Genomic DNA, 19,323 nt, shown 5'->3' with positions numbered 1-19,323 from the left:
TCGGTATCTCGGCAGGGACGGGGCTCGACCCCCGTTCCGACCGTTCTCGCCCCTGGACAGGACACACGGTCGGAACGGGCCAACCCAACAAGGAAGGCAACACAGATGCGAAACGCACTCGCGTTACTCACCCCCGAAGGGCTTGGGGGTGTCGTCGCAACGGTCATCGACAACAACCCCGGCATGACCGAGGGTACGGCGCAACGGATCGTCGCGGAGGCGATCAAGTTCGTGGACGCCGCAGCGCAGTTCCCCACCACCAGGATCGCCCCTTCCAAGGTGGTGGACGAGGGGTGGCACGCGTTGATCCTGCACACCGATCTGTACGCCAAGCTGTGTGAGGGACTGGGCCGGTTCGTGCACCACTACCCCGAGCGCCCCGACCCCGGGCGCTTCGACGCGCACATCATCACCCGCACCATGGCGACCATCGGGCAGGCCGGGTACGAGACGGACTCGGACCTGTGGACGAGCCCCACGAAGTCCCTGGTATCCGTGGCGGCACAGTGCCAGCACACGCCGCCCGGTGGCTGCGGCCCGGTCCGACCGGGCAACTGTGCGACCACCGGCGAGTAGCTACGCTGCCCGCACACGACGGAAGGTGACTACATGGACGCGGAACAGGCCCAACAGGTAGACCACGTATTGCGGCAGTTGGGCATCCCAGGTGTCGTCGCGCCGGAAGACCCGGAGAACCTGACAGGCCCGTGGCGCGTGTTCGACAAGGCCGATCCGGCAACCCGCAAGGACACCACTGCTGACGCGCTGGCAGCCCTGGCGGCAAAGTTCCGGCCGTCCACCACTCCCGACCCTGCCCCTCCGCGGCAGAGCGGGCCTACCAGGGGCTTCGTGCTGCCCCCGAAGAAGGACGACGAGTAGCAGCACCTCATACCGCCCCGGTCGGCGTCCCCCGGATGCCGGCCGGGGCTACTGCGCGTCCTGGCCCACGTCCGTGCGGGTGGCGCCCGGGGCGAGGAGGCGGGAGCCGATTCCGATGGTCATTCCGCCGCCCTCCGAATCGTGAACTCGTTGCCGTCCGGGTCGAGGAACACCCCGTCCGGGCCGCGCCGTGCGCCCAGTTCCAGGAGGCGGGTGATTCCGGGCTCCGCGTCCGGCGGGAGGGTCAGTTCGAAGTACAGGCGGTTCGTGTCCGGCTTCTCGTTGACCGGCGGGCCGCCCCAGGTGAGCTTTGTGCCGCCCTCCGGGGACTGGACCGCCGTCTCCTCGTCCTGGTCCCAGACCAGCGGCCAGTCCAGGGCCGCGCTCCAGAAGTAGCCGACCGCCTGGGAGCCGTCGCAGGCGACCGCGCCGATCACCCCGGTGTCCGCGAGGAACTTGTTGCCGGCCTCGATCACGCAGAACTCGTTGCCGTCCGGGTCGGCGAGGACGATGTGGCCGTCCTCCGGGGTCTGGCCGATGTCGATGTGCCGGGCGCCGAGTGCCAGCGCCCGGTCCACCGTCTCCCGCTGGGCCTCCGGGGTCGCGCTCGTCAGGTCGAAGTGCGCCTGGTTCTGCCGGGTCTTGGGCGCCTGGCTCTCGGTGAAGCGGAGCGCGTAACCCCTGCCGTCCGGGGGAACGACGACCGTGCCGTCACCGGACCGCTCCCAGCGCAGGAGACCGGCCCAGAAGCGGGCCAGGTCCGGCGGGTCGGTGGCGTGGAAGCCGATCGCTGAAAGATGGGGCGTCATGTGCCGTACGTCTCCGATCGGTTGGCGGGTCGCCCGCGCATATTAGGGACGGCTTACGGGAAGGGCATCCCGATTTCGGGGGCGCCCTCAGTCGAGCGTCACCCGGGCCGTCACCGGCAGGTGGTCGCTGCCGGTCGCCGGGAGGGTGCGGACCCGGCCCACCGTCGCCTCCCTCGCCATCACCTGGTCGATCCTCACCAGCGGGAAGGACGCCGGGAAGCTGAACGCGAACCCGCGCTCCGAGACGTTCAGCCGGGACTTCAGGGGGCCGATCCCCCGGTCGTCCACCGTGGCGTTGAGGTCGCCGAGCACGATCACCGGGCCGGTGGTCTCCGCGTCCAGCGCCCGGCCCAGCAGCCGGGCGCTCTCGTCGCGGTTGGCAGTGCCGAGGCCGCCCGCGCCGAGCCGGAAGGACGGCAGATGCGCCACGTACACCGCGACCTCGCCGTGCGGGGTGCGGGCGACCGTGCGCAGCCCCCGGCTCCATGGCCCCGCGATGTCCGCCGGCTTGATGTCGACCGCCCGGGTTCCGGTGAGCGGGTGCCGCGACCAGACCCCGACCGTGCCCCGGACCTCGTGGAACGGATAGCGGGCCGCGAGCTCGTTCTCGTACGCGGGCAACGCCTCCGGGACCAGTTCCTCCAGCGCGATCAGATCGGCGCCCCGGGCCGCCAGCGCGCGGGCCGTGCCCGCCGGGTCCGCGTTCACGTCGCTGACGTTGTGCTGCACCACGACCAGGTCACGCGGGCCCGGGTCCGCCGCCGGAAGCAGCAGCCCGCCGAACGCGTACGCCCACGCCACCACCGGCAGGACCACGGCCACCGCCGCGAGCGCCGACCGCCGCAGCACGGCGAGGGTCAGCAGCGGTACGACGACGAGCCCCAGCCACGGCAGGAACGATTCCAGCAGGCTGCCGAGGCGGCCGGGGGTGTTGGGGACGAGGCCGGGAGCGAGGAGGAGCAGCGCGGCGAGGGCGGAGACGGCGGCGAGGACCCTGCCGCGCCGCCAGGGGCCGGGGCGGGGCGGGGTCGTGCCCGGGGCCTGCCCGGCGGCGCGCTCGCGGGTCCGCCACCGCACGGCGGCACCCGTGGCCCGCTCCCGTACGCGCCACCGCACGGCGGTCCGCCACCGCGTGCTCACGCCCGCCCCCGCTGCCCCGACCTGCGCAGCCGGGACCGTACCGCTCGCTGGGCGACCGGGCCCAGGCCCTCCAGGGCGGTGGCCAGGGCGGCGAGCTGGTCCAGGGATGCCAGGGCGCGTTCGGCGCCGGACGGGTCGACGCCCTCGTACAGTTCGAGGCCGACGAAGGCCGCCGAGGCCGCCTTCGCCAGGCCCGTCACGTCCACGAACTCGGCGAGCGGTGTGCCCGCGAGGACGCGGGTGAGGACCCGTTCGATCTCGTCGGTCCAGAGGGCGAGGCCGGCCGCCGTGGCCGCCGCGAGGCGCGGTTGCGTCTGGCCTCCGGCGAGCAGCTGGCCCAGCACGGCGACCTGGCCGCCCGCGCGCTCGGAGGCGTTCAGCTCGCGGGCCACGGTGAGGAGTTCGGCCAGTGAGCGGACGGCGTCCAGGCGTTCCCGGTAGGTGGCGAGGCGCTGTTCCGCGCCGTGGCGGCAGGCGGCGGCGAGCAGGTCGTCGACGGTGCCGAAGTGGTAGAAGACCAGCGCCTGATTGACCCCGGCGGTCGCGGCGATGCTCCGCGCGGAGGTCTTCGCGATGCCGTGCTCGGTGAGGGTGGTGAGGGCGCCGGTGAGGAGTTTGGTACGGGTGTCCGTCGCGGTGTCCTTCGTGGTGCCCCTGGCCCCGGAACCGCCGCTCTTCCCCGCGGACGCCCCGCTCATGCCCGTACCTCCTCGCGTACCGGACGCAGATCCTGCCGTATCCCGCGCGCCGGTGCGTACTCCGCCGTGAACGAGCCCTCGTAGCCGAAGAGGGGGCCGAAGCGGCGGTTGGTGACGCGGACCTGGATGCGGAAGCGGTCCGCCGCCTCGTCGTACGACTCGCGGACCACCGCGTCGCCCCCGATCAGATGCGGCACCCGGGCGTCCACCGGGCCCTCCCGGAAGCGGTGTTCGCCGGAGCGGATGACGAGGGCGCCCGTGTCGTCGGCCGAGAGGTGCAGGTCGGTCGCGAGGTGCTGGTGCGTACCCAGGTAGTCCACCACGCAACCGCGTTCCGGGCTGTAGACCATCGTCGCGTCGAAGCGCCGGGGCCCGTCCGGGAAGGCGAACGTCCTTACGAAGGTGACCGTTTCGCGGCCGAAGGAGTCCGTGAAGGGCACGTTCTCGATGGTGAAGGGGATGTCGCGGCCGGCACGCGGGAGCAGGATGTTGCGCGTGCCGCCCAGCGCGAGGAACGGCCGCACCCATGGGCCGCCGTGCCAGACGCGGTCCATCACCCCGCGCCCCGTACAGGACTCGCCGCTGTCGAGGCCGACGGAGAAGCGGCGCCGGATGCGGGGGTGGAGGCGGTCGAAGTCGGCCCCCAGGGCCTGCCGGAAGATCGAGTTCACGGGCGCTCCAGGCGGTCGAGCAGGGCGGGCGGGGTAGCGACGGCGGTGGTGGCGGCGGCGGTGGCGGGGCCTCGCCCCGGCGGGCGGCGCAGGCAGCGGCGGGCCGCCGGGGTGCCGGGCAGCGGTGGCAGCAGGACGGCGGCGAGCAGCACCGGCACGGCGGCCGGCAGTGCGGCCCAGGCCGCCAGCGCCACCGCCGCCAGCCGGACCGCCACCTCCCCCAGGCCCCGCCACAGCGCCCGTTCCGGGGTGATCCCGCGCTCGCACCACAGCCGCAGCCGGTCGAACGACCAGGCGGTCGCCCAGCCCATCAGCGGCCGGAAGAGCAGGCGGTCCGCGAGCCGGCCCCAGCGCGGTGCGTAGTCGTACCCCGTGAGGAAGCGGAGCCCGCCCTCCGCGCAGGGCACGTAACGCCAGTAGCCCCGGCCCTCGGTGAGGAACGACAGCGGATGCGCGCAGGCGAACCGGAGCGCAGACGTCCGCGTCCCGTCCGGGCGGTGGCGCTCCCCGGCGGAGATGCCGGTGCCGGAGACGAAGAACCCGGGCAGCACCCGTACCCCGTACGTGAAGCGCTGCGGCTCCCCCTCCGCACCCGGCAGATACGCGATCCGCGTGAACCGCAGATCCCAGCGCTGATGCTGGGCGGGGTCCTGGGTGCGTTCCCAGACCTCGTCCAGGTCAACCCCGATCCGCGCCTCGATGTACAGGCCGTCGCCCACTGTCCCCTGACCCTCCCCCTCGGGCCGATTGAGCAGTCGCTCAAATCGTGATGGCGCAGACAGTAGATGAGTTTGAGCGACTGCTCAAGTGGGGGTTCCGTGACCAATGAGGGAAGGCCGAGATCGACGGCTACCGTCCGCTGCTCCCCGATCTGGCCGTACCGGCTGGCGGACCGGCTCGTCCCGGGGGCCGGTCACTGTTTCGAGGGGGCGGATCCGGGGGAACCCGTACGCCTCAGCCTGGACTTCTTCGACCGCCACCGGTGAGCCGGGACCGGCTCACCGCCCCGGAAACCGCTCCCCGCACGCGCTGCAGAACACCGGCGCCGACTCCGGGGACATCCGCCCGCACTCCGGGCACACCCGGTCCAGCGCGCAGGGCGCCTCGCCGCCCTCCTGTGCGTACACCGTCGGCTTGAGCATCAGGCCGGGGCGGCGGCGGTGCACCGTCAGATAGGCGAGGCCGTCCGGGCCCGCCGTCACGGAGCGGCGCGAGGTGCGCGGGAGCCAGGTGACCGTGCTCGGGGCCAGCGTCAGCGGCGCGGAGCCGTCGCCGGGGACGATCCGGCCGCCGCCCGCGAGGACCACCAGCAGCACGTCGAGCACGTCCTCCTGATGCTCCCCGACCTCCGCGCCCGGCGGCAGCCGCACGAGGTTCGCGTCCAGCTCCCTCCCCCGGCGGTCCAGCTGCCACAGGGCCCCCCGCTCCTCGGGGCCCGCGGCGGCGAGCAGTTCGTCCAGTACGGCCAGCACCTCGGGAGTCGCGTTCACGCCACCCAGGCTACGACCGCACAGGCATACGCTGTACGCCGCCGAGTTAGTTAGGGAGACGCCGCGTCATGGGACGGTTGCCCGACGAGAAATACCCCCCGATCGAGCCCCATGACCACGGCATGCTCGACGTCGGTGACGGGAACCGCGTCTACTGGGAGGTCTGCGGCAACCCCGCCGGAAAGCCCGCCCTCGTCGTCCACGGCGGTCCCGGGTCCGGCTGCACCGTGCGGCCCCGGCAGTACTTCGACCCGGAGCGCTACCGCGTCGTCCTCTTCGACCAGCGCAACTGCGGCCGCTCGACGCCGCACGCGAGCGACCCTGCCGTCGATCTGCGGCACAACACCACGGACCACCTGGTCGCCGACATGGAACGGCTCCGCGCACACCTCGGCGTCGACCGCTGGCTGCTGTACGGGGGTTCCTGGGGCTCCACGCTGATCCTGGCGTACGCCGAGCGGCACCCGGAGCGGGTCACCGAGATCGTGATCCCGGCGGTGACGACGACCCGGCGCGCCGAGATCGACTGGCTGTACCGGGGCGCCGGGCTCTTCTACCCGGAGGCGCGGGACCGCTTCCGGGCCCACGTCCCGGAGGCCGCGAGCGACGCGACCCCGGATGTGCTCGCCGCGTACGCCCGGCGCACCGTGGACCCCGATCCGGGGATACGGGCGCGGGCGACGGCGGAGTGGTGCACCTGGGAGGACGCGGTGCTGTCCGGGGAGGCTTACGCGGGCCCTCCCCCGTACAGCGGGCGGCCCGGCCGGGCGCAGGCGGCGCTGGTGCGGATCTGCGCGCACTACTTCTCGCACGGCGCCTGGCTGGAGGAGGGGCAGCTGATCCGGGACGCGGGGCGGCTGGCCGGGATTCCCGGGGTGCTGGTGCACGGGCGGCGGGACATGGGCGGGCCGCTGGGCACGGCGTGGGAGCTGGCGCGGGCATGGCCGGACGCGGAGCTGACGGTGATCGAGGACGCGGGGCATCTGGGCGGGGCGGCGACGAGCCGGGCGGTCCTCGCGGCGCTGGACCGGTTCTCGGGGGCGTGATCCGGCAGGCGCGAGGAGACACGCTTGCTTCGAGCGCGCTCGAAGGAGTTGGCTTGGGGTCCATGAAGTACACGCAGCTCGGACGCACCGGACTCAAGGTAAGCCGCCTCGTCCTGGGGACGATGAACTTCGGCCCCCAGACCGATGAGAGCGACAGTCACGACCTCATGGACGCCGCGCTGGACGCCGGCGTCAACTTCTTCGACACCGCGAACGTCTACGGCTGGGGCGAGAACAAGGGCCGCACCGAGGAAATCCTCGGCACCTGGTTCGCCAAGGGCGGCGACCGCCGCGACAAGGTCGTGCTCGCCACCAAGGTCTACGGCAACATGGGCGCCGACGGCGAGGCGTGGCCGAACCACGACAAGCTGTCCGCCGTCAACATCCGCCGGGCGGTCGACGCCAGCCTGAAGCGGCTCCGGACGGACCACATCGACCTGTACCAGTTCCACCACGTCGACCGGAACACCCCGGTCGAGGAGATCTGGCAGGCCATCGACGTACTGATCCAGCAGGGCAAGATCCTGTACGCCGGTTCCTCGAACTTCTCCGGCTACAAGATCGCCCAGGCCAACGAGCGCGCCCGGCAGCGCGGCAGCTACGGCCTGGTCAGCGAGCAGTGCATCTACAACCTGATGGAGCGCGGCGCCGAGATGGAGGTCATCCCGGCCTCCCAGGAGTACGGCCTCGGCGTCATCCCGTGGTCGCCGCTGCACGGCGGCCTGCTCGGCGGCGCGATCCGCAAGGAGCGCGAGGGCGGCGGCGCCCGCTCCACCTCCGGCCGCTCCGGCGAGGCACTGGCCGACCCGAAGGTCCGGGCGCAGATCCAGGCGTACGAGGACCTGCTCGACAAGCACGGCCTGGAACCCGGTGAGGTGGGCCTCGCCTGGCTGCTGACCCGGCCCGGGATCACCGGCCCGATCTCCGGCCCGCGCACCCGGGACCAGCTCGACTCGGCGCTGCGCGCGGTGGAGCTGGAGCTGTCGGCGGAGGTGCTGGACGCCCTGGAGGAGATCTTCCCCGGCCCGGGCCCGTCACCGGAAAACTTCGCCTGGTAACAGCGCCCGTCAGCCGAGCGCGGCCGCCACGGCGACAACGGCGAACATCAGTACGAGCACGGCCGCCATAATGCGGTTTCTGGTCTTCGGGTCCACCCGACGAGCGTAACCGCCCCGGCATCCGCGACCACGACGCGGCCCCGCCCCGGAGAACCGGGAGCGGGGCCGCGTCGGCCTGTTCAGCCGCCCGGAAGGAGAACCCGATGACCGGCACGGACACACACCCCGCACTGCGGCACCTGTGGGCCTCACCCGCCCTCTTCATCACAGGAGCCTTCGCGGCGTTCAACATCTTCGGAAGCCGGGACGCCGGCTGGGCCCTGATGGCGGCGAGCCTTCTCGGGCCGCTCGTCGCCCTCGCCTGGGGCGGCATCCGGCGCGAGCGGCCCGACTCGTTCGTGATCGTCCCGCTCGGGGCGGTGGCGCTGTTCGCGGTGCTCTTCGGGCTGACCGAAGGGGTGCCCTGGTCCTGACCGGGTGGTCAGGACCAGGGCCGAGCACGCGGGACCGGGGCCGCGTACGGGCGTACGGGCAGTACGGGCGTAACCCCTACGCCGCCGTGGCCAGCTGTTCGCGCTGGACGAAGCGGACGTGCGGGCGGCCCGGGCGCAGGTCGAGCTTCAGGCGCAGGCCGCCGAGGCGGGCCAGGATGATGCCGATGCCGACCGCGGCCGTGAGGGACAGGGCGCCGCCGACGATCATGCCGGTGCGGGCGCCGTACGCGTCGCTGATCCAGCCGACGATGGGGGCGCCCACCGGCGTACCGCCGGCGAAGACCATCATGTACAGGCTCATCACGCGGCCGCGCATGGCCGGGTCGGAGGCCATCTGGACGCTGGTGTTGGCGCTGATGTTGGTCGTCAGGCCGATCATGCCGATCGGGACGAGGAGAACCGCGAAGATCCAGACCGACGGCGCGAGCGCCGCGATGATCTCCAGCAGGCCGAAGGCCGTACCGGCGGCGACCAGCATCCGCAGCCGCGAGGAGCGGCGGCGGGCGGCGAGCAGGGCGCCGGCCAGGGAGCCCGCGGCCATGAGGATGTTGAAGAACGAGTACATCCCGGCGCCGCCGTGGAAGATCTCGTCCGCGAAGGCCGTCAGCCAGATCGGGAAGTTGAAGCCGAAGGTGCCGACGAAGCCGACCAGGACGATCGGCCAGATCAGCTCGGGGCGCCCGGAGACGTACCGCAGCCCCTCGCGGAGCTGCCCCTTCGCGCGCGGCACGACGGCGGACTTGTGGAGCTCACTCGTCCGCATCATCATCAGGCCGACGAGCGGGGCGAGGAACGACAGGCCGTTGAACATGAAGGCCCAGCCGCTGCCGACCGTGGTGATCAGCACACCCGCGACGGCGGGACCGATGAGCCGGGCCGACTGGAAGTTCGCCGAGTTCAGGCTGACCGCGTTGCGCAGCTGCGCGGGGCCGACCATCTCGGACACGAACGCCTGTCGGGCCGGGTTGTCGACCACGGTGACCATGCCGAGCAGGAACGCGATCAGATAGACGTGCCACACCTGGACCACGCCGGAGAGCGTGAGCACGGCGAGCACGACACCGCAGGCGCCCAGGGCGGCCTGGCTGACGAGCAGGAGCTTGCGCTTCGGCAGCCGGTCGGCGATGACACCGCCGTACAGGCCGAACAGCAGCATGGGGAGGAACTGGAGCGCCGTGGTGATGCCCACGGCTGCGGCGGACCCGGTGAGGCTCAGCACGAGCCAGTCCTGCGTGATGCGGGACATCCAGGTACCGGTGTTGGAGATCACGGCGCCCGTGGCGAACAGGCGGTAGTTGCGGATCTTCAGCGACGAGAAGGTCCCGCCGGTCTTGCTCTCGTGGGTGGAAGTCGGTGCGGGGGCGGAGTCTGCTCCGGATCCCGTACTCAAAAGGGTTCGCCTCCTCGGCGTGGACATCTTGCTGGTCGACGGGACGGTGAGGCGTCTCCGTACGGAGCCGCGCCTCTCACAGGTGGGCGAGCTTCTCCAGCACGGGCGCCGCGTTGCGCAGCGTCTCCCACTCGTCCTCGTCCAGGCCCTCGGCGAGCGTGGTCAGCCAGGCGTTCCGCTTCTTGCGGCTCTCGGCGAGCATCGCCTCGGCCTGCTCGGTCTGGCTGACCATCTTCTGGCGACGGTCATCGGGGTGCGGTTCCAGCCTGACCAGCCCCTTCGATTCCAGCAACGCGACGATGCGGGTCATCGACGGCGGCTGGACGTGCTCCTTGCGGGCCAGCTCACCCGGCGTGGCGGAACCACAACGGGCGAGCGTCCCGAGCACCGACATCTCGGTCGGGCTCAGCGACTCGTCGACACGCTGATGCTTCAGGCGCCGGCCGAGCAGCATGACGGCGGAACGGAGGGAGCTCACGGCGGCGGCACTGTCGCTGTCGTGGATCAGGTCAGGCATGTTTGTTAGCGTAACTCATTACCTACCCTAAAGACCACTTGTGTTACGCGCGCGTAAGCGGGATCACCTCGCCCGCTGGAGCAGGATCACCAATCGATCACCCAAACGAGTGAGCCGGTGGCGGAAAATCTCGCGCGGCGGGCCCGTGGGGCGTAACCCTGCTTGGCATGGGATCGACAGTGCTCAGCCTGCGCATAGACGGTGAGCTGCTCGACCGGCTCAAGCAGCATGCCGCAAAACGCGGAATGAGCGTCCAGGACTATGTGGTCCGGACGCTCATTCGCGACGACTTCGACGAGCGCTTCCAGTCGGCCGTCGAGGAGACGGAGAAGTTCTACGGGCCGGAGAAGCTCTGCCCGGCGGACGGCGTGCCGGCCGAGGAGGCCAACTGACCCCCGGGGCCGGCCCGCGCCCCGCCCCTACGTGAGGCCGAGCGCCGGCATCAGGTAGTAGAAGACGAAGACCGCCGACACCGCGTACATCGCGGCGGGCACCTCGCGGCCCCGGCCGGCGGCCAGGCGCAGCACGGTGAAGGCGATGAAGCCGATGCCGATGCCGTTGGTGATCGAGTACGTGAACGGCATCATGACCATCGCGAGGAACGCCGGGATCGCGAGCGTGAAGTCGCTCCAGTCGATGTCCCGCACCGAGCCCGCGATGATCAGGAACCCCACCGCCAGCAGGGCGGGGGTCGCCGCCTGCGAGGGGACCATGGTCGCCAGCGGCGTGAGGAACAGCGCCACCGTGAACAGCAGACCCGTGACGATGCTGGCCAGCCCCGTACGGGCGCCCTCGCCGACGCCCGCCGTGGACTCCACGAAGCAGGTCGAGGCGGAGGAGGAGCTGGCACCGCCCGCGGCGACCGCGACACCGTCCACGAAGAGCACCCGGTTGATGCCCGGGAAGTTGCCGTCGGCGTCCGTCAGCTTGGCCTCGTCGCCGACACCGAGGATGGTGCCCATCGCGTCGAAGAAGCAGGACAGCAGCACGGTGAAGACGAACAGGATGCCCGTCAGCACGCCGACCTTGTGGAAGCCGCCGAACAGGCTGAAGTGACCCAGCAGCCCGAAGTCCGGCGTGGCCACGGGGTTGCCCGGCCACTCCGGCACGGTCAGGCCCCACGCCTCGCCCGGCAGGTCGGCGACCGCGTCGATGATCAGCGCGACGACGGTCATCGCCACGATGGAGATCAGGATCGCGCCCGGCACCTTGCGGACGATCAGGATCAGGGTGAGCAGCGCGCCCAGCACGAAGACCAGGACGGGCCAGCCGTTGAGGTGGCCGTCCGAGCCGAGCTGGAGCGGCACGGTGGTGTGCGCGGCGTCCGGGATGCGGGAGACGAAGCCCGAGTCGACCAGGCCGATGAGCAGGATGAACAGGCCGATGCCGATCGCGATGCCCTTGCGCAGCGAGCCCGGTACGGCGTTCATCACGCGCTCCCGGAGCCCGGTCGCGACGAGCAGCATGACCACGATGCCCGCGAGGACCACCATGCCCATGGCGTCGGGCCAGCTCATCCGGGGGGCGAGCTGGAGGGCGACGACGGTGTTGACGCCGAGGCCCGCGGCCAGCGCGATCGGCACGTTGCCGATGACGCCCATGAGCAGCGTGGAGAACGCGGCGGTGAGCACGGTCGCGGTGACCAGCTGGCCGCCGTCGAGCTGATGGCCGTACATGTCCTTCGCGCTGCCCAGGATGATCGGGTTCAGCACGATGATGTAGGCCATCGCGAAGAAGGTCGCGAATCCGCCGCGGATCTCGCGGGCGACCGACGACTTCCGCTCGGAGATCTTGAAGAAGCGGTCCAGGCCGTTGGCCGGCCGGGGAGTCGGGGCGTCGACCGGAGCGGTGGCCGAGGGGGACATGTATGACCTCAGTCGGGTACGTAGAGGGGATCAAAAGTGGTCAGCTTTGGACTTTTACACGAATAATTCGAGCCAGCCATAAGCAGATTCAGTATGAATACATAAGTCGAAGATCGCTATCTCCGCGCGTAGACCCTTGGGCCGACTGGGCCGACAGCGCTTATATACGCGCCGCATACACTGGCCACATGGCGAAGTGGACACCCAAGCACGAGGCACCGGAGCCCCTGGAGGGCCCGGTCGTCGCGACCATCACCGGCGGCACGATCCTCTGGTTCGTCCTCTTCCTCGCCCAGCTCCCGTTCTACGGCTGGTACGACGACCACGGCCATCTGTGGTGGGTGTGGACCTGCCTGGCCGGCGCGGGCCTCGGCCTGATCGGCATCTGGTACGTACGGGGCCGCGACGCGGCCCTCAAGCGCGCGGCGGCCGCGGCGACGGCGGCGGACCCGCAGGCCGACTGAGGCGGAGCCCCGTACCGTCGAACCATGACGCAGCGGGCATCCGAACTCTCCGGGGAGCAGCGGGCCGGCGCTCCCGGGCGCGGGCTGACGGCGGCCGAGGTCGCCGAGCGGATCTCGCGGGGCGAGGTCAACGACGTACCGGTGCGGTCCTCGCGGTCGCTGACCGAGATCGTCCGGGCCAACGTCTTCACCCGGTTCAACCTGATCATCGGCGTGCTCTGGGTGATCATGCTGAGCGTCGCACCGATCCAGGACAGCCTGTTCGGCTTCGTGATCATCGCCAACACCGGCATCGGGATCGTCCAGGAGTGGCGGGCCAAGAAGACGCTGGACAGCCTCGCGGTCATCGGTGAGTCGAAACCCGTCGTCCGGCGCGACGGGCGGGCCGCCGAGATCCGCACCTCCGAGATCGTCCTCGGCGACCTGGTCGAGCTGGGCCCCGGGGACAAGGTCGTCGTGGACGGCACGGTCGCCGAGGCGGACGGTCTGGAGGTGGACGAATCCCTGCTCACCGGCGAGGCGGACCCGGTCCTCAAGAAGACCGGCGACCCGGTGATGTCAGGCAGCTTCGTCGTCGCCGGCGGCGGCGCGTTCACCGCGACGAAGGTCGGCCGCGAGGCGTACGCGGCGCAGCTCGCCGAGGAGGCGTCCCGCTTCACGCTCGTCCGGTCCGAGCTGCGCAGCGGCATCTCGACCATCCTGAAGTACATCACCTGGATGATGGTGCCGACCGCGACCGCCCTGGTGATCAGCCAGCTGGTGGTCAAGGAGCACAACTTCAAGGACTCCGTCGCCCGCACGGTCGGCGGGATCGTGCCGATGATCCCGGAGGGCCTGGTCCTGCTGACGTCGGTCGCCTTCGCGATCGGGGTCGTACGCCTGGGCCGCAAGCAGTGCCTGGTGCAGGAGCTGCCCGCCATCGAGGGCCTGGCCCGGGTCGACGTCGTCTGCCTGGACAAGACCGGCACGCTCACCGAGGGCGGCATGGACGTCACGGAGCTGCGTCCGCTGGGGGACTCCGAGGAACCGTATCTGCGCCGGGTCCTGGCGGCCTTCGGCGCCTCCGAGCCCCGGCCCAACGCCAGCCTCCAGGCCATCATCGACGCCTACCCGGCGCCGGAGGACGCCCCGGAGAACGCCCCGGGGAACGCCCCGGCGGACGGCGCCTGGACGACCACCGGCACCCTGCCCTTCTCCTCCGCCCGCAAATACAGCGGCGCCGCGTTCACCGAGGACGCCGGCGCCTCCTCCGCCTGGCTGCTCGGCGCGCCCGACGTGCTGCTGTCCGAGGACGACCCGGCGCTCGCGGAGATCGGGCAGCTCAACGAACAGGGCCTGCGGGTGCTGCTGCTGGCCCGGGCGCGGGGCGCGCTGGACGCGCCGGACGCGGCCGCGGGGGCGGAGCCGGCCGCCCTCGTCGTACTGGAACAGCGGCTGCGGCCCGACGCGGGGCGCACCCTCGCGTACTTCGGCGAGCAGCGGGTCGCCACGAAGGTGATCTCCGGGGACAACGCGGTCTCGGTCGGCGCGGTGGCCGCGAAGCTCGGGATGGAGGGCGCGGACCATCCGCTGGACGCGCGCCGGATGCCCGAGGACCCGGACGAGATGGCGTCCGCGATGGAGCGGAACTCGGTGTTCGGCCGGGTCACCCCGCAGCAGAAGCGGGAGATGGTCGCCGCGCTCCAGTCGCGCGGGCACACGGTCGCGATGACCGGCGACGGCGTCAACGACGTGCTCGCGCTGAAGGACGCCGACATCGGCGTCTCCATGGGCTCGGGCTCCGAGGCCACGCGCGCGGTCGCCCAGATCGTGCTGCTGAACAACAGCTTCGCGACCCTGCCGTCCGTGGTCGCCGAGGGCCGCCGGGTGATCGGCAACATCACCCGGGTCGCCACCCTGTTCCTGACGAAGACCGTGTACTCGGTGCTGCTGGCCGTCCTGGTGGTCTGCTTCCAGGTCGAGTATCCGTTCCTGCCGCGCCATCTGACCCTGCTGTCGACGCTGACGATCGGCGTCCCGGCGTTCTTCCTGGCGCTCGCCCCGAACAAGGAGCGCGCGCAGCCGCACTTCGTACGCCGGGTGATGCGGTACGCGATCCCCTCGGGCGTCATCTGCGCCGCCGCGACCTTCGTGATGTACCTGATCGCCCGCCACCACTACTCCGGTACGGGCGCGCTGGACGCGGAGACGAGCGCGGCGACGCTGACGCTGTTCCTGGTCTCGATGTGGGTCCTGGCGATCATCGCCCGCCCGTACACCTGGTGGCGGATCTGCCTGGTGGCCGCGATGGGCCTGGCCTTCCTGGTCGTCCTCGCGGTGCCGTGGCTCCAGGACTTCTTCGCCCTGAAGCTGGTGGGCACCGAGATGCCGTGGACGGCGGTGGGCATCGCGGTGGTGGCGTCGGCGGCGCTGGAATACGCGTGGCGGCTGGTGGGCCGCCGCTTCGGGGGGTGAAACGGCGGCCCGGGCCTCAGTCGAACCAGCGGTCGCGGGCCAGCTCGGGCGTACGGGACGGGTCTTCGAGCAGCGCCGCGACCTCGAAGCGGCGGGGCCACTGCGCGGCGGCCCAGGCCAGGCCCGCCGCCACGCCCTCCAGGGTCGCGGCGTGCACCACACCGTCCGGGGTGCGGCGCCAGTCGAGTTCCACGCCGCCCGCGCGGAGTTCGCCGTGTTCGATGTACGTGGCCGGGGTGGCGGGCCCCAGCAGGACGCGGACGGGCTCGGGCACCTCGTGCTCCTCGCCGTCGCTCGTGACCTCGGCCGCCACGGTCTCGCCGAGCCGCCGCACCTGGAACAGCTCGGCCAGCTCGGCGGCGTGCGCCGGGGCGACGGGCAGCAGCGGCAGCCCCTCGGTAAGCGGCAGCAGATCCGGCGCGTCCGCGATCACCGCGTCCGCCGCGTCGACCACCCGCACCTCGCCGTCCACGACCGCCCGCAGCTCGTCCGGCAGCGTGACCCGGTCCGGGTCGAGCGCGGACAGCGCGGTGTACAGCGCGTGCAGTTGTACGGGGGTGACCGGGCGGTCCTCGTCGGCGAGGCGGCCCAGCAGCTCGGCGGCGCCGCCCGGCTCGTCCAGGAGGGCGGCGACCGAGGTCCGTACGCCCAGGGCGCGCAGCACCTCGGCGTCCTCGAAGCCGGTCGCGTCGGCGGAGTCGTAGAGCCCCGCGAGCCGGGGGTCCGAGCCGTGGGCGCGCAGGCCCGCCGGGCGGCGGCCGTCCAGCACCGGGTGGCCGCGCAGCCACCAGGCGGTGTACGGGCGGACGGACTCCGTGGTGCCGTCGGGGAGCAGCACCCGGACCGGCTGGGTGAGCGCGTCCCGCAGCGGCGGCCGGGCCAGCATCGCGAGGGCCTGCGGCCAGGCGTCGTCGTCCACCAGGTCCAGGTCGCGTACGGCGACGAGCTCGGTCGCGACCGGCGGCACGGGGCTGTCCGGCCACTGGTCGAGGATGTCCTCGCACCACACGTCCACCGCGTCGAGCAGCCCGGCGTCGTCCGGCTCCGCGAAGTCACCGTCCCGGGGCTCCAGTTCGTCCGGGTCCAGGACGACATCGGTGGCCCGCACGAGGGCGAAGGTGGCGAGCACTCCGCAGGCGGTGAGCGGCTGTTCGCCCCAGCGCTCGGCCAGCTCCGCGTCGCACAGGGCGAGTTCGCCCTCGCGCATGACGGCCGCGAACGCGCTGCCGGGCAGCACGAGTTCCCCGGCCGGGGCGAGTTCGCCGTCCTCGTCGGGCAGCGCGAGCGCGCCGAGCCAGGGCTCCTCGCCCGGTTCCAGGGCCGCGTCGCGGACCAGGGTGAGCACGGTCTCCACCAGCTCGTCGCCGTCGAGCGCGTCCTCGTCCCAGATCTCGCCCGCGTCCAGCGACCCCGCGACGGCGGCCCGCACCTGCGGGGTCGTCAGCACGGCGCGCGGTGTGGCGGGCAGCGCCCCCAGCTTCTCCAGGAGCGGATGTGCGGCATCCGGATGCGCGACCTTGAGCCCGAGCCGGCCGAGGCGGTCGAGCACCGGGCCGGGAAGGGCGTCGGGGAGCGGGAGGAGGACCTGGCGGGGGCCGATGGTGGTACGGGGAAGCGCGTCCGGGGTGGCGCCCGCGAGGGGGACCGGGAGGCCCGAGAGGCGGTCCGGGTCCACGCCGGCGAGGCTGTCGTAGAGCCGCCGCCACCAGGCGGGTTCGCGTTCCAGGCCGGCCAGGCGGTCGATCGCCTCCGTCAGCGGGACGCGGGCGACGCCGAGCGTGCGCAGCTCGACGCGCCGTTCCAGGCCCGCCGGCAGCAGGCACGGAAGCACCTCGGCCAGCACGGCGACCGTCAGCGTGCCGGCGCCCTCCACCACCTCGGCCTCGACCGGCCGCAGCCCGGCCGTGTCCTTGCGGACGCCCTCGTCCCAGTCCTCCCAGCGCTCCGGTTCGCGCGGGGCGGCGGGCTCCAGGAACGCCACGCGCGGCAGCCGCTCCAGGATCGCCCCGCGCAGCGCGCCGTCCAGCGCGCCCTGCCCGAGGGGGCCCGGGACCAGGGCGATCGTCGCGACGGACACCGGGTCCCAGTCGCCGAGCAGCTCCGCGTACGCGTCGGCGGCGCGCTGCACCAGGAAGTCGGTGAGCGGTCCGGGGGCGGGGTGCCTGCGGGTGGTGTCCAGCGGCAGCGAGGCGATGAGCAGCGCGGGCAGGCCGAGCGGTTCGTCGGTGGGCGTCGGCGCGTGCACGACGGGTGCGGTACGGGGGTGGCGCGGGGCGCCGTCCGCGTCGACCGGGACGGCCCAGGTCACCGACCAGTGCGGGCGAAGGCGCTCCTCCAGCGGGCGGTCGGCGAGCAGCGCGGGCTCGATCGGGCCGTGGTGGGCGGCGGTGCGCCAGCGGTTCGTACCGTGCGCGGAGTCCTCGATGTGGGTGTACGGGCCGTGCTGGGAGCGGTGGAGGGTGCGTACGCCCTCCGGGGTCTCCACAACGACCTCGTCAAGGCCGGTCAGGGTGAGGAGCAGGGCGTCGTCCACGGCGGCCAGCAGGCGTCCGACCAGGTCCTCGGCGACGCCGTCGCGCAGGGGCAGCACGACGACGGTGTCGTATCCGTCGGGCGCGGTGCCCTCGGCGGGCAGCGGGAGGCGCAGCAGCGGTACGTGGCCGTCGCGGCGGCGCAGCTCGTCGCCCAGGCCGGGGCTGCCGATAGCGGCCTCCCGGGCGAGTTCGCGGGCCTCCGCGAGGGACCAGCGGACGCCGCCGTGCCGGCCGGTGACCGCCGGCTCGTCGCTCACCGCGAGCACGGCGGCGAACCCGACGCCGAACCGTCCCACGGCGCCCTCGTGCCCCTCCCGCTTCGCGGACGCGCGCAGCGTGGACAGCGATTCGACGCCCGTGGCGTCCAGGGGTGCGCCGGTGTTCGCCGCGGCCAGCACGGCGGGCGTCCCGTCCCCTGCCGGGTGCAGCGTGAGCCTCAGCCGGCCCGGGGTGCCCGCCCGGGCGGCCGCGTCGGCCGCGTTCTGCGCCAGCTCGACCACGAGCCGGTCCCGGTAGCCCCCGAGCGCGAGGTCCTCCTCCGCATTGGCGTCCTCCCGGAACCGGGCGGGCCCCGCACCCCACGCCGCGAGCACCCCACGCCGCAACCGCGCGGTCCCGAACGGATCCCCCTCCGTCGCGATGCTGCTCACGCGCGTACTCCCTCTGCCGGAACCGGAAACCGTACCCCGCGAAGCTACCGGTTCCGGACCACCGCGAACTCCCCGGTCCCCGGGGGCGCGGGTCCTCCGCGTACGGGGTTCCGTCCTCAATCGCCGGAGAAGCCCGAGCCGTGGGGCCCCGGGCAACGCCCGGGCTACGCGTGGCGCGGGTCCGGGGACGGCGCCTCGTGCAACGGATACTCGTCCACCCGCACCGTGTCCAACGCATGGGCCGCCGCCGCAGGCGGCTTCGGCATGACGGCCGCCTCCGAGTGCCCCCCGCACCCGTACGACAGCGACACCACATGCCCGTCCGCCGGACCGAACTCGTTCGCGCACACCCCGAACGCCTGCCGCAGGGAGCCGGTCAGCGGGACCAGGAAGGCGCAGGAGACGCAGGAGGCCGGCGCGGCCTGTGCCATCGGGGTCTTGGGGCCGAACTCCTCGTCCCAGCGGTCCGCCGCCGAGTGCAGCCCGTAACGCGAGAGGACCCGCGCCCGCCGCATGCCCAGCTCGTCCGCCACCGCCGCGATAGATCCGCGCGCGGCCGGGTCCGGGCGCGTCGTCAGCTCCGCGTCCTCGACGTCCACCAGGTCGGCCAGCTCATCGGTGGCCGGCGCGTTCGGCGGCGGCTCGTCCGCCCCCGTGTAGCCCGGTTCGAGCCGCAGGTCGTCCGCCTCGGTCGGCAGCAGGTCGCCGGGGCCCATGTCCCCCGGCCGCAGCCGCTCGCTCCACGGCACCCACTCCGGCGCGAGCAGCGCGTCGGAGCCCGGCAGCAGCACGGTCTCGTCCAGGGTGACGTTCTTCGCGCGGGAGGCCCGGGCCACCGTCACGGCCCAGCGCCAGCCCCGGTAGCCGGGGTCCTCGCACTCGAAGTAATGCGTGACGACCCGGTCCCCCTCGGAGACCACCGCCACATGCTCACCCACGATCCCCGGCGCGGCCGCCTCCTCCGCCGCCGCGCGGGCGAGGTCTACCGCCTCGGCGCACAGACGGTCGGGAGCGGGGGTACGGGCGGTACGGGCCGTACGGCCTCGCGTCGTCGCAGCACTCACAGGTCTCGCTTCTCTCCTACGCCAGTCTCACGAGCGCGCCAGCACATTCGACCATCGATTTCGGCCATCGGTCGCGGACGGAGCGGACCTGAGGGCCGCG

The 19,323-nt window shown here is 72.6% G+C and carries 19 protein-coding genes; 8 read left to right on the top strand and 11 right to left on the bottom strand.

Annotated features, from left to right (window positions below):
• Positions 1–105 precede the first annotated feature (105 nt).
• Both OG338_RS16660 and OG338_RS16655 read left to right on the top strand, forming a co-directional pair.
• Positions 106–576 (top strand): glycine-rich domain-containing protein, encoded by a 471-nt coding sequence (locus OG338_RS16660; RefSeq protein WP_405938071.1) that lies wholly within the window; start codon positions 106–108, stop codon positions 574–576.
• Between the two features lie 33 nt (positions 577–609).
• Positions 610–879 (top strand): hypothetical protein, encoded by a 270-nt coding sequence (locus tag OG338_RS16655; RefSeq protein ID WP_405938070.1) that lies wholly within the window; start codon positions 610–612, stop codon positions 877–879.
• A gap of 119 nt (positions 880–998) precedes the next feature.
• Here OG338_RS16655 and OG338_RS16650 read toward each other — a convergent pair whose 3' ends face one another.
• The 6 genes from OG338_RS16650 to OG338_RS16625 all read right to left on the bottom strand — a co-directional run bounded on the left by OG338_RS16650 (position 999) and on the right by OG338_RS16625 (position 5,687).
• Entirely contained in the window at positions 999–1,688 is a 690-nt protein-coding gene (locus OG338_RS16650; RefSeq protein ID WP_405938069.1) for a VOC family protein, read from the bottom strand.
• Between the two features lie 87 nt (positions 1,689–1,775).
• Positions 1,776–2,765 carry an endonuclease/exonuclease/phosphatase family protein gene (locus OG338_RS16645; RefSeq protein ID WP_405940444.1) on the bottom strand — a complete coding sequence of 330 codons (990 nt, stop codon included), beginning with the start codon at positions 2,763–2,765 and terminating at the stop codon, positions 1,776–1,778.
• A gap of 59 nt (positions 2,766–2,824) precedes the next feature.
• Positions 2,825–3,526, bottom strand: a complete 702-nt coding sequence (locus OG338_RS16640) for a TetR/AcrR family transcriptional regulator (protein ID WP_405938068.1) — start codon at positions 3,524–3,526, stop codon at positions 2,825–2,827.
• On the bottom strand, positions 3,523–4,197 hold the full coding sequence (locus OG338_RS16635; protein ID WP_405938067.1) for a DUF4166 domain-containing protein: 675 nt from the start codon (positions 4,195–4,197) through the stop codon (positions 3,523–3,525). Before OG338_RS16635 ends, OG338_RS16640 begins: the two co-directional genes overlap by 4 nt.
• Positions 4,194–4,916, bottom strand: coding sequence for a hypothetical protein (locus tag OG338_RS16630; protein WP_405938066.1), 723 nt, complete (start codon positions 4,914–4,916; stop codon positions 4,194–4,196). Before OG338_RS16630 ends, OG338_RS16635 begins: the two co-directional genes overlap by 4 nt.
• A gap of 279 nt (positions 4,917–5,195) precedes the next feature.
• On the bottom strand, positions 5,196–5,687 hold the full coding sequence (locus tag OG338_RS16625; protein ID WP_405938065.1) for a hypothetical protein: 492 nt from the start codon (positions 5,685–5,687) through the stop codon (positions 5,196–5,198).
• A 68-nt stretch (positions 5,688–5,755) separates the two neighbouring features.
• Here OG338_RS16625 and pip point away from each other — a divergent pair, with 68 nt between their 5' ends.
• From pip to OG338_RS16610, 3 genes are all read left to right on the top strand, one after another.
• Entirely contained in the window at positions 5,756–6,733 is a 978-nt protein-coding gene (gene pip / locus OG338_RS16620) for a prolyl aminopeptidase (RefSeq protein WP_405938064.1), read from the top strand.
• A gap of 62 nt (positions 6,734–6,795) precedes the next feature.
• On the top strand, positions 6,796–7,791 hold the full coding sequence (locus OG338_RS16615; RefSeq protein ID WP_405938063.1) for an aldo/keto reductase: 996 nt from the start codon (positions 6,796–6,798) through the stop codon (positions 7,789–7,791).
• 203 nt (positions 7,792–7,994) lie between these two features.
• On the top strand, positions 7,995–8,264 hold the full coding sequence (locus tag OG338_RS16610) for a hypothetical protein (protein ID WP_405938062.1): 270 nt from the start codon (positions 7,995–7,997) through the stop codon (positions 8,262–8,264).
• 76 nt (positions 8,265–8,340) lie between these two features.
• On the opposite strand, the gene OG338_RS16605 is transcribed toward OG338_RS16610, so the two are convergent.
• Both OG338_RS16605 and OG338_RS16600 read right to left on the bottom strand, forming a co-directional pair.
• Positions 8,341–9,675, bottom strand: a complete 1,335-nt coding sequence (locus tag OG338_RS16605; RefSeq protein ID WP_405938061.1) for an MFS transporter — start codon at positions 9,673–9,675, stop codon at positions 8,341–8,343.
• A 76-nt stretch (positions 9,676–9,751) separates the two neighbouring features.
• Positions 9,752–10,192: a MarR family winged helix-turn-helix transcriptional regulator gene (locus OG338_RS16600; RefSeq protein WP_018101514.1), complete on the bottom strand. Its 441-nt coding sequence runs from the start codon at positions 10,190–10,192 to the stop codon at positions 9,752–9,754.
• 167 nt (positions 10,193–10,359) lie between these two features.
• Between OG338_RS16600 and OG338_RS16595 the strand changes: the two genes are divergently transcribed.
• Positions 10,360–10,584, top strand: coding sequence for a hypothetical protein (locus OG338_RS16595; protein WP_405938060.1), 225 nt, complete (start codon positions 10,360–10,362; stop codon positions 10,582–10,584).
• Between the two features lie 27 nt (positions 10,585–10,611).
• Here OG338_RS16595 and OG338_RS16590 read toward each other — a convergent pair whose 3' ends face one another.
• Positions 10,612–12,057 carry an NCS2 family permease gene (locus OG338_RS16590; protein ID WP_405938059.1) on the bottom strand — a complete coding sequence of 482 codons (1,446 nt, stop codon included), beginning with the start codon at positions 12,055–12,057 and terminating at the stop codon, positions 10,612–10,614.
• 188 nt (positions 12,058–12,245) lie between these two features.
• On the opposite strand from OG338_RS16590, the gene OG338_RS16585 reads away from it, so the two are divergent.
• Both OG338_RS16585 and OG338_RS16580 read left to right on the top strand, forming a co-directional pair.
• Positions 12,246–12,521: a DUF2530 domain-containing protein gene (locus tag OG338_RS16585; protein WP_405938058.1), complete on the top strand. Its 276-nt coding sequence runs from the start codon at positions 12,246–12,248 to the stop codon at positions 12,519–12,521.
• A 24-nt stretch (positions 12,522–12,545) separates the two neighbouring features.
• Positions 12,546–14,975 carry an HAD-IC family P-type ATPase gene (locus tag OG338_RS16580; protein ID WP_405938057.1) on the top strand — a complete coding sequence of 810 codons (2,430 nt, stop codon included), beginning with the start codon at positions 12,546–12,548 and terminating at the stop codon, positions 14,973–14,975.
• Positions 14,976–14,991: 16 nt separating this feature from the next.
• On the opposite strand, the gene OG338_RS16575 is transcribed toward OG338_RS16580, so the two are convergent.
• Together OG338_RS16575 and OG338_RS16570 are read right to left on the bottom strand one after the other, a co-directional pair.
• Positions 14,992–18,159 (bottom strand): sacsin N-terminal ATP-binding-like domain-containing protein, encoded by a 3,168-nt coding sequence (locus OG338_RS16575; protein ID WP_405938056.1) that lies wholly within the window; start codon positions 18,157–18,159, stop codon positions 14,992–14,994.
• A 164-nt stretch (positions 18,160–18,323) separates the two neighbouring features.
• On the bottom strand, positions 18,324–19,223 hold the full coding sequence (locus OG338_RS16570; RefSeq protein WP_405938055.1) for a DUF3027 domain-containing protein: 900 nt from the start codon (positions 19,221–19,223) through the stop codon (positions 18,324–18,326).
• Positions 19,224–19,323 lie beyond the last annotated feature (100 nt).

The sequence above is a fragment of the Streptomyces sp. NBC_00726 genome (assembly GCF_045161735.1).
GTDB lineage: Bacteria > Actinomycetota > Actinomycetes > Streptomycetales > Streptomycetaceae > Streptomyces.
Note: the sequence above shows the minus strand (reverse complement) of the source record. Positions and strands in the feature narration are given on the sequence as shown.

What these genes read in the sequence shown, in the direction of transcription:
- pip (WP_405938064.1), top strand. Translation starts at nt 5,756, where the DNA reads ATGGGACGGTTGCCCGACGAGAAATACCCCCCGATCGAGCCCCATGAC.
- OG338_RS16590 (WP_405938059.1), bottom strand. Translation starts at nt 12,057, where the DNA reads ATGTCCCCCTCGGCCACCGCTCCGGTCGACGCCCCGACTCCCCGGCCG.
- OG338_RS16660 (WP_405938071.1), top strand. Translation starts at nt 106, where the DNA reads ATGCGAAACGCACTCGCGTTACTCACCCCCGAAGGGCTTGGGGGTGTC.
- OG338_RS16615 (WP_405938063.1), top strand. Translation starts at nt 6,796, where the DNA reads ATGAAGTACACGCAGCTCGGACGCACCGGACTCAAGGTAAGCCGCCTC.
- OG338_RS16595 (WP_405938060.1), top strand. Translation starts at nt 10,360, where the DNA reads ATGGGATCGACAGTGCTCAGCCTGCGCATAGACGGTGAGCTGCTCGAC.
- OG338_RS16585 (WP_405938058.1), top strand. Translation starts at nt 12,246, where the DNA reads ATGGCGAAGTGGACACCCAAGCACGAGGCACCGGAGCCCCTGGAGGGC.
- OG338_RS16655 (WP_405938070.1), top strand. Translation starts at nt 610, where the DNA reads ATGGACGCGGAACAGGCCCAACAGGTAGACCACGTATTGCGGCAGTTG.
- OG338_RS16600 (WP_018101514.1), bottom strand. Translation starts at nt 10,192, where the DNA reads ATGCCTGACCTGATCCACGACAGCGACAGTGCCGCCGCCGTGAGCTCC.
- OG338_RS16650 (WP_405938069.1), bottom strand. Translation starts at nt 1,688, where the DNA reads ATGACGCCCCATCTTTCAGCGATCGGCTTCCACGCCACCGACCCGCCG.
- OG338_RS16580 (WP_405938057.1), top strand. Translation starts at nt 12,546, where the DNA reads ATGACGCAGCGGGCATCCGAACTCTCCGGGGAGCAGCGGGCCGGCGCT.
- OG338_RS16640 (WP_405938068.1), bottom strand. Translation starts at nt 3,526, where the DNA reads ATGAGCGGGGCGTCCGCGGGGAAGAGCGGCGGTTCCGGGGCCAGGGGC.
- OG338_RS16610 (WP_405938062.1), top strand. Translation starts at nt 7,995, where the DNA reads ATGACCGGCACGGACACACACCCCGCACTGCGGCACCTGTGGGCCTCA.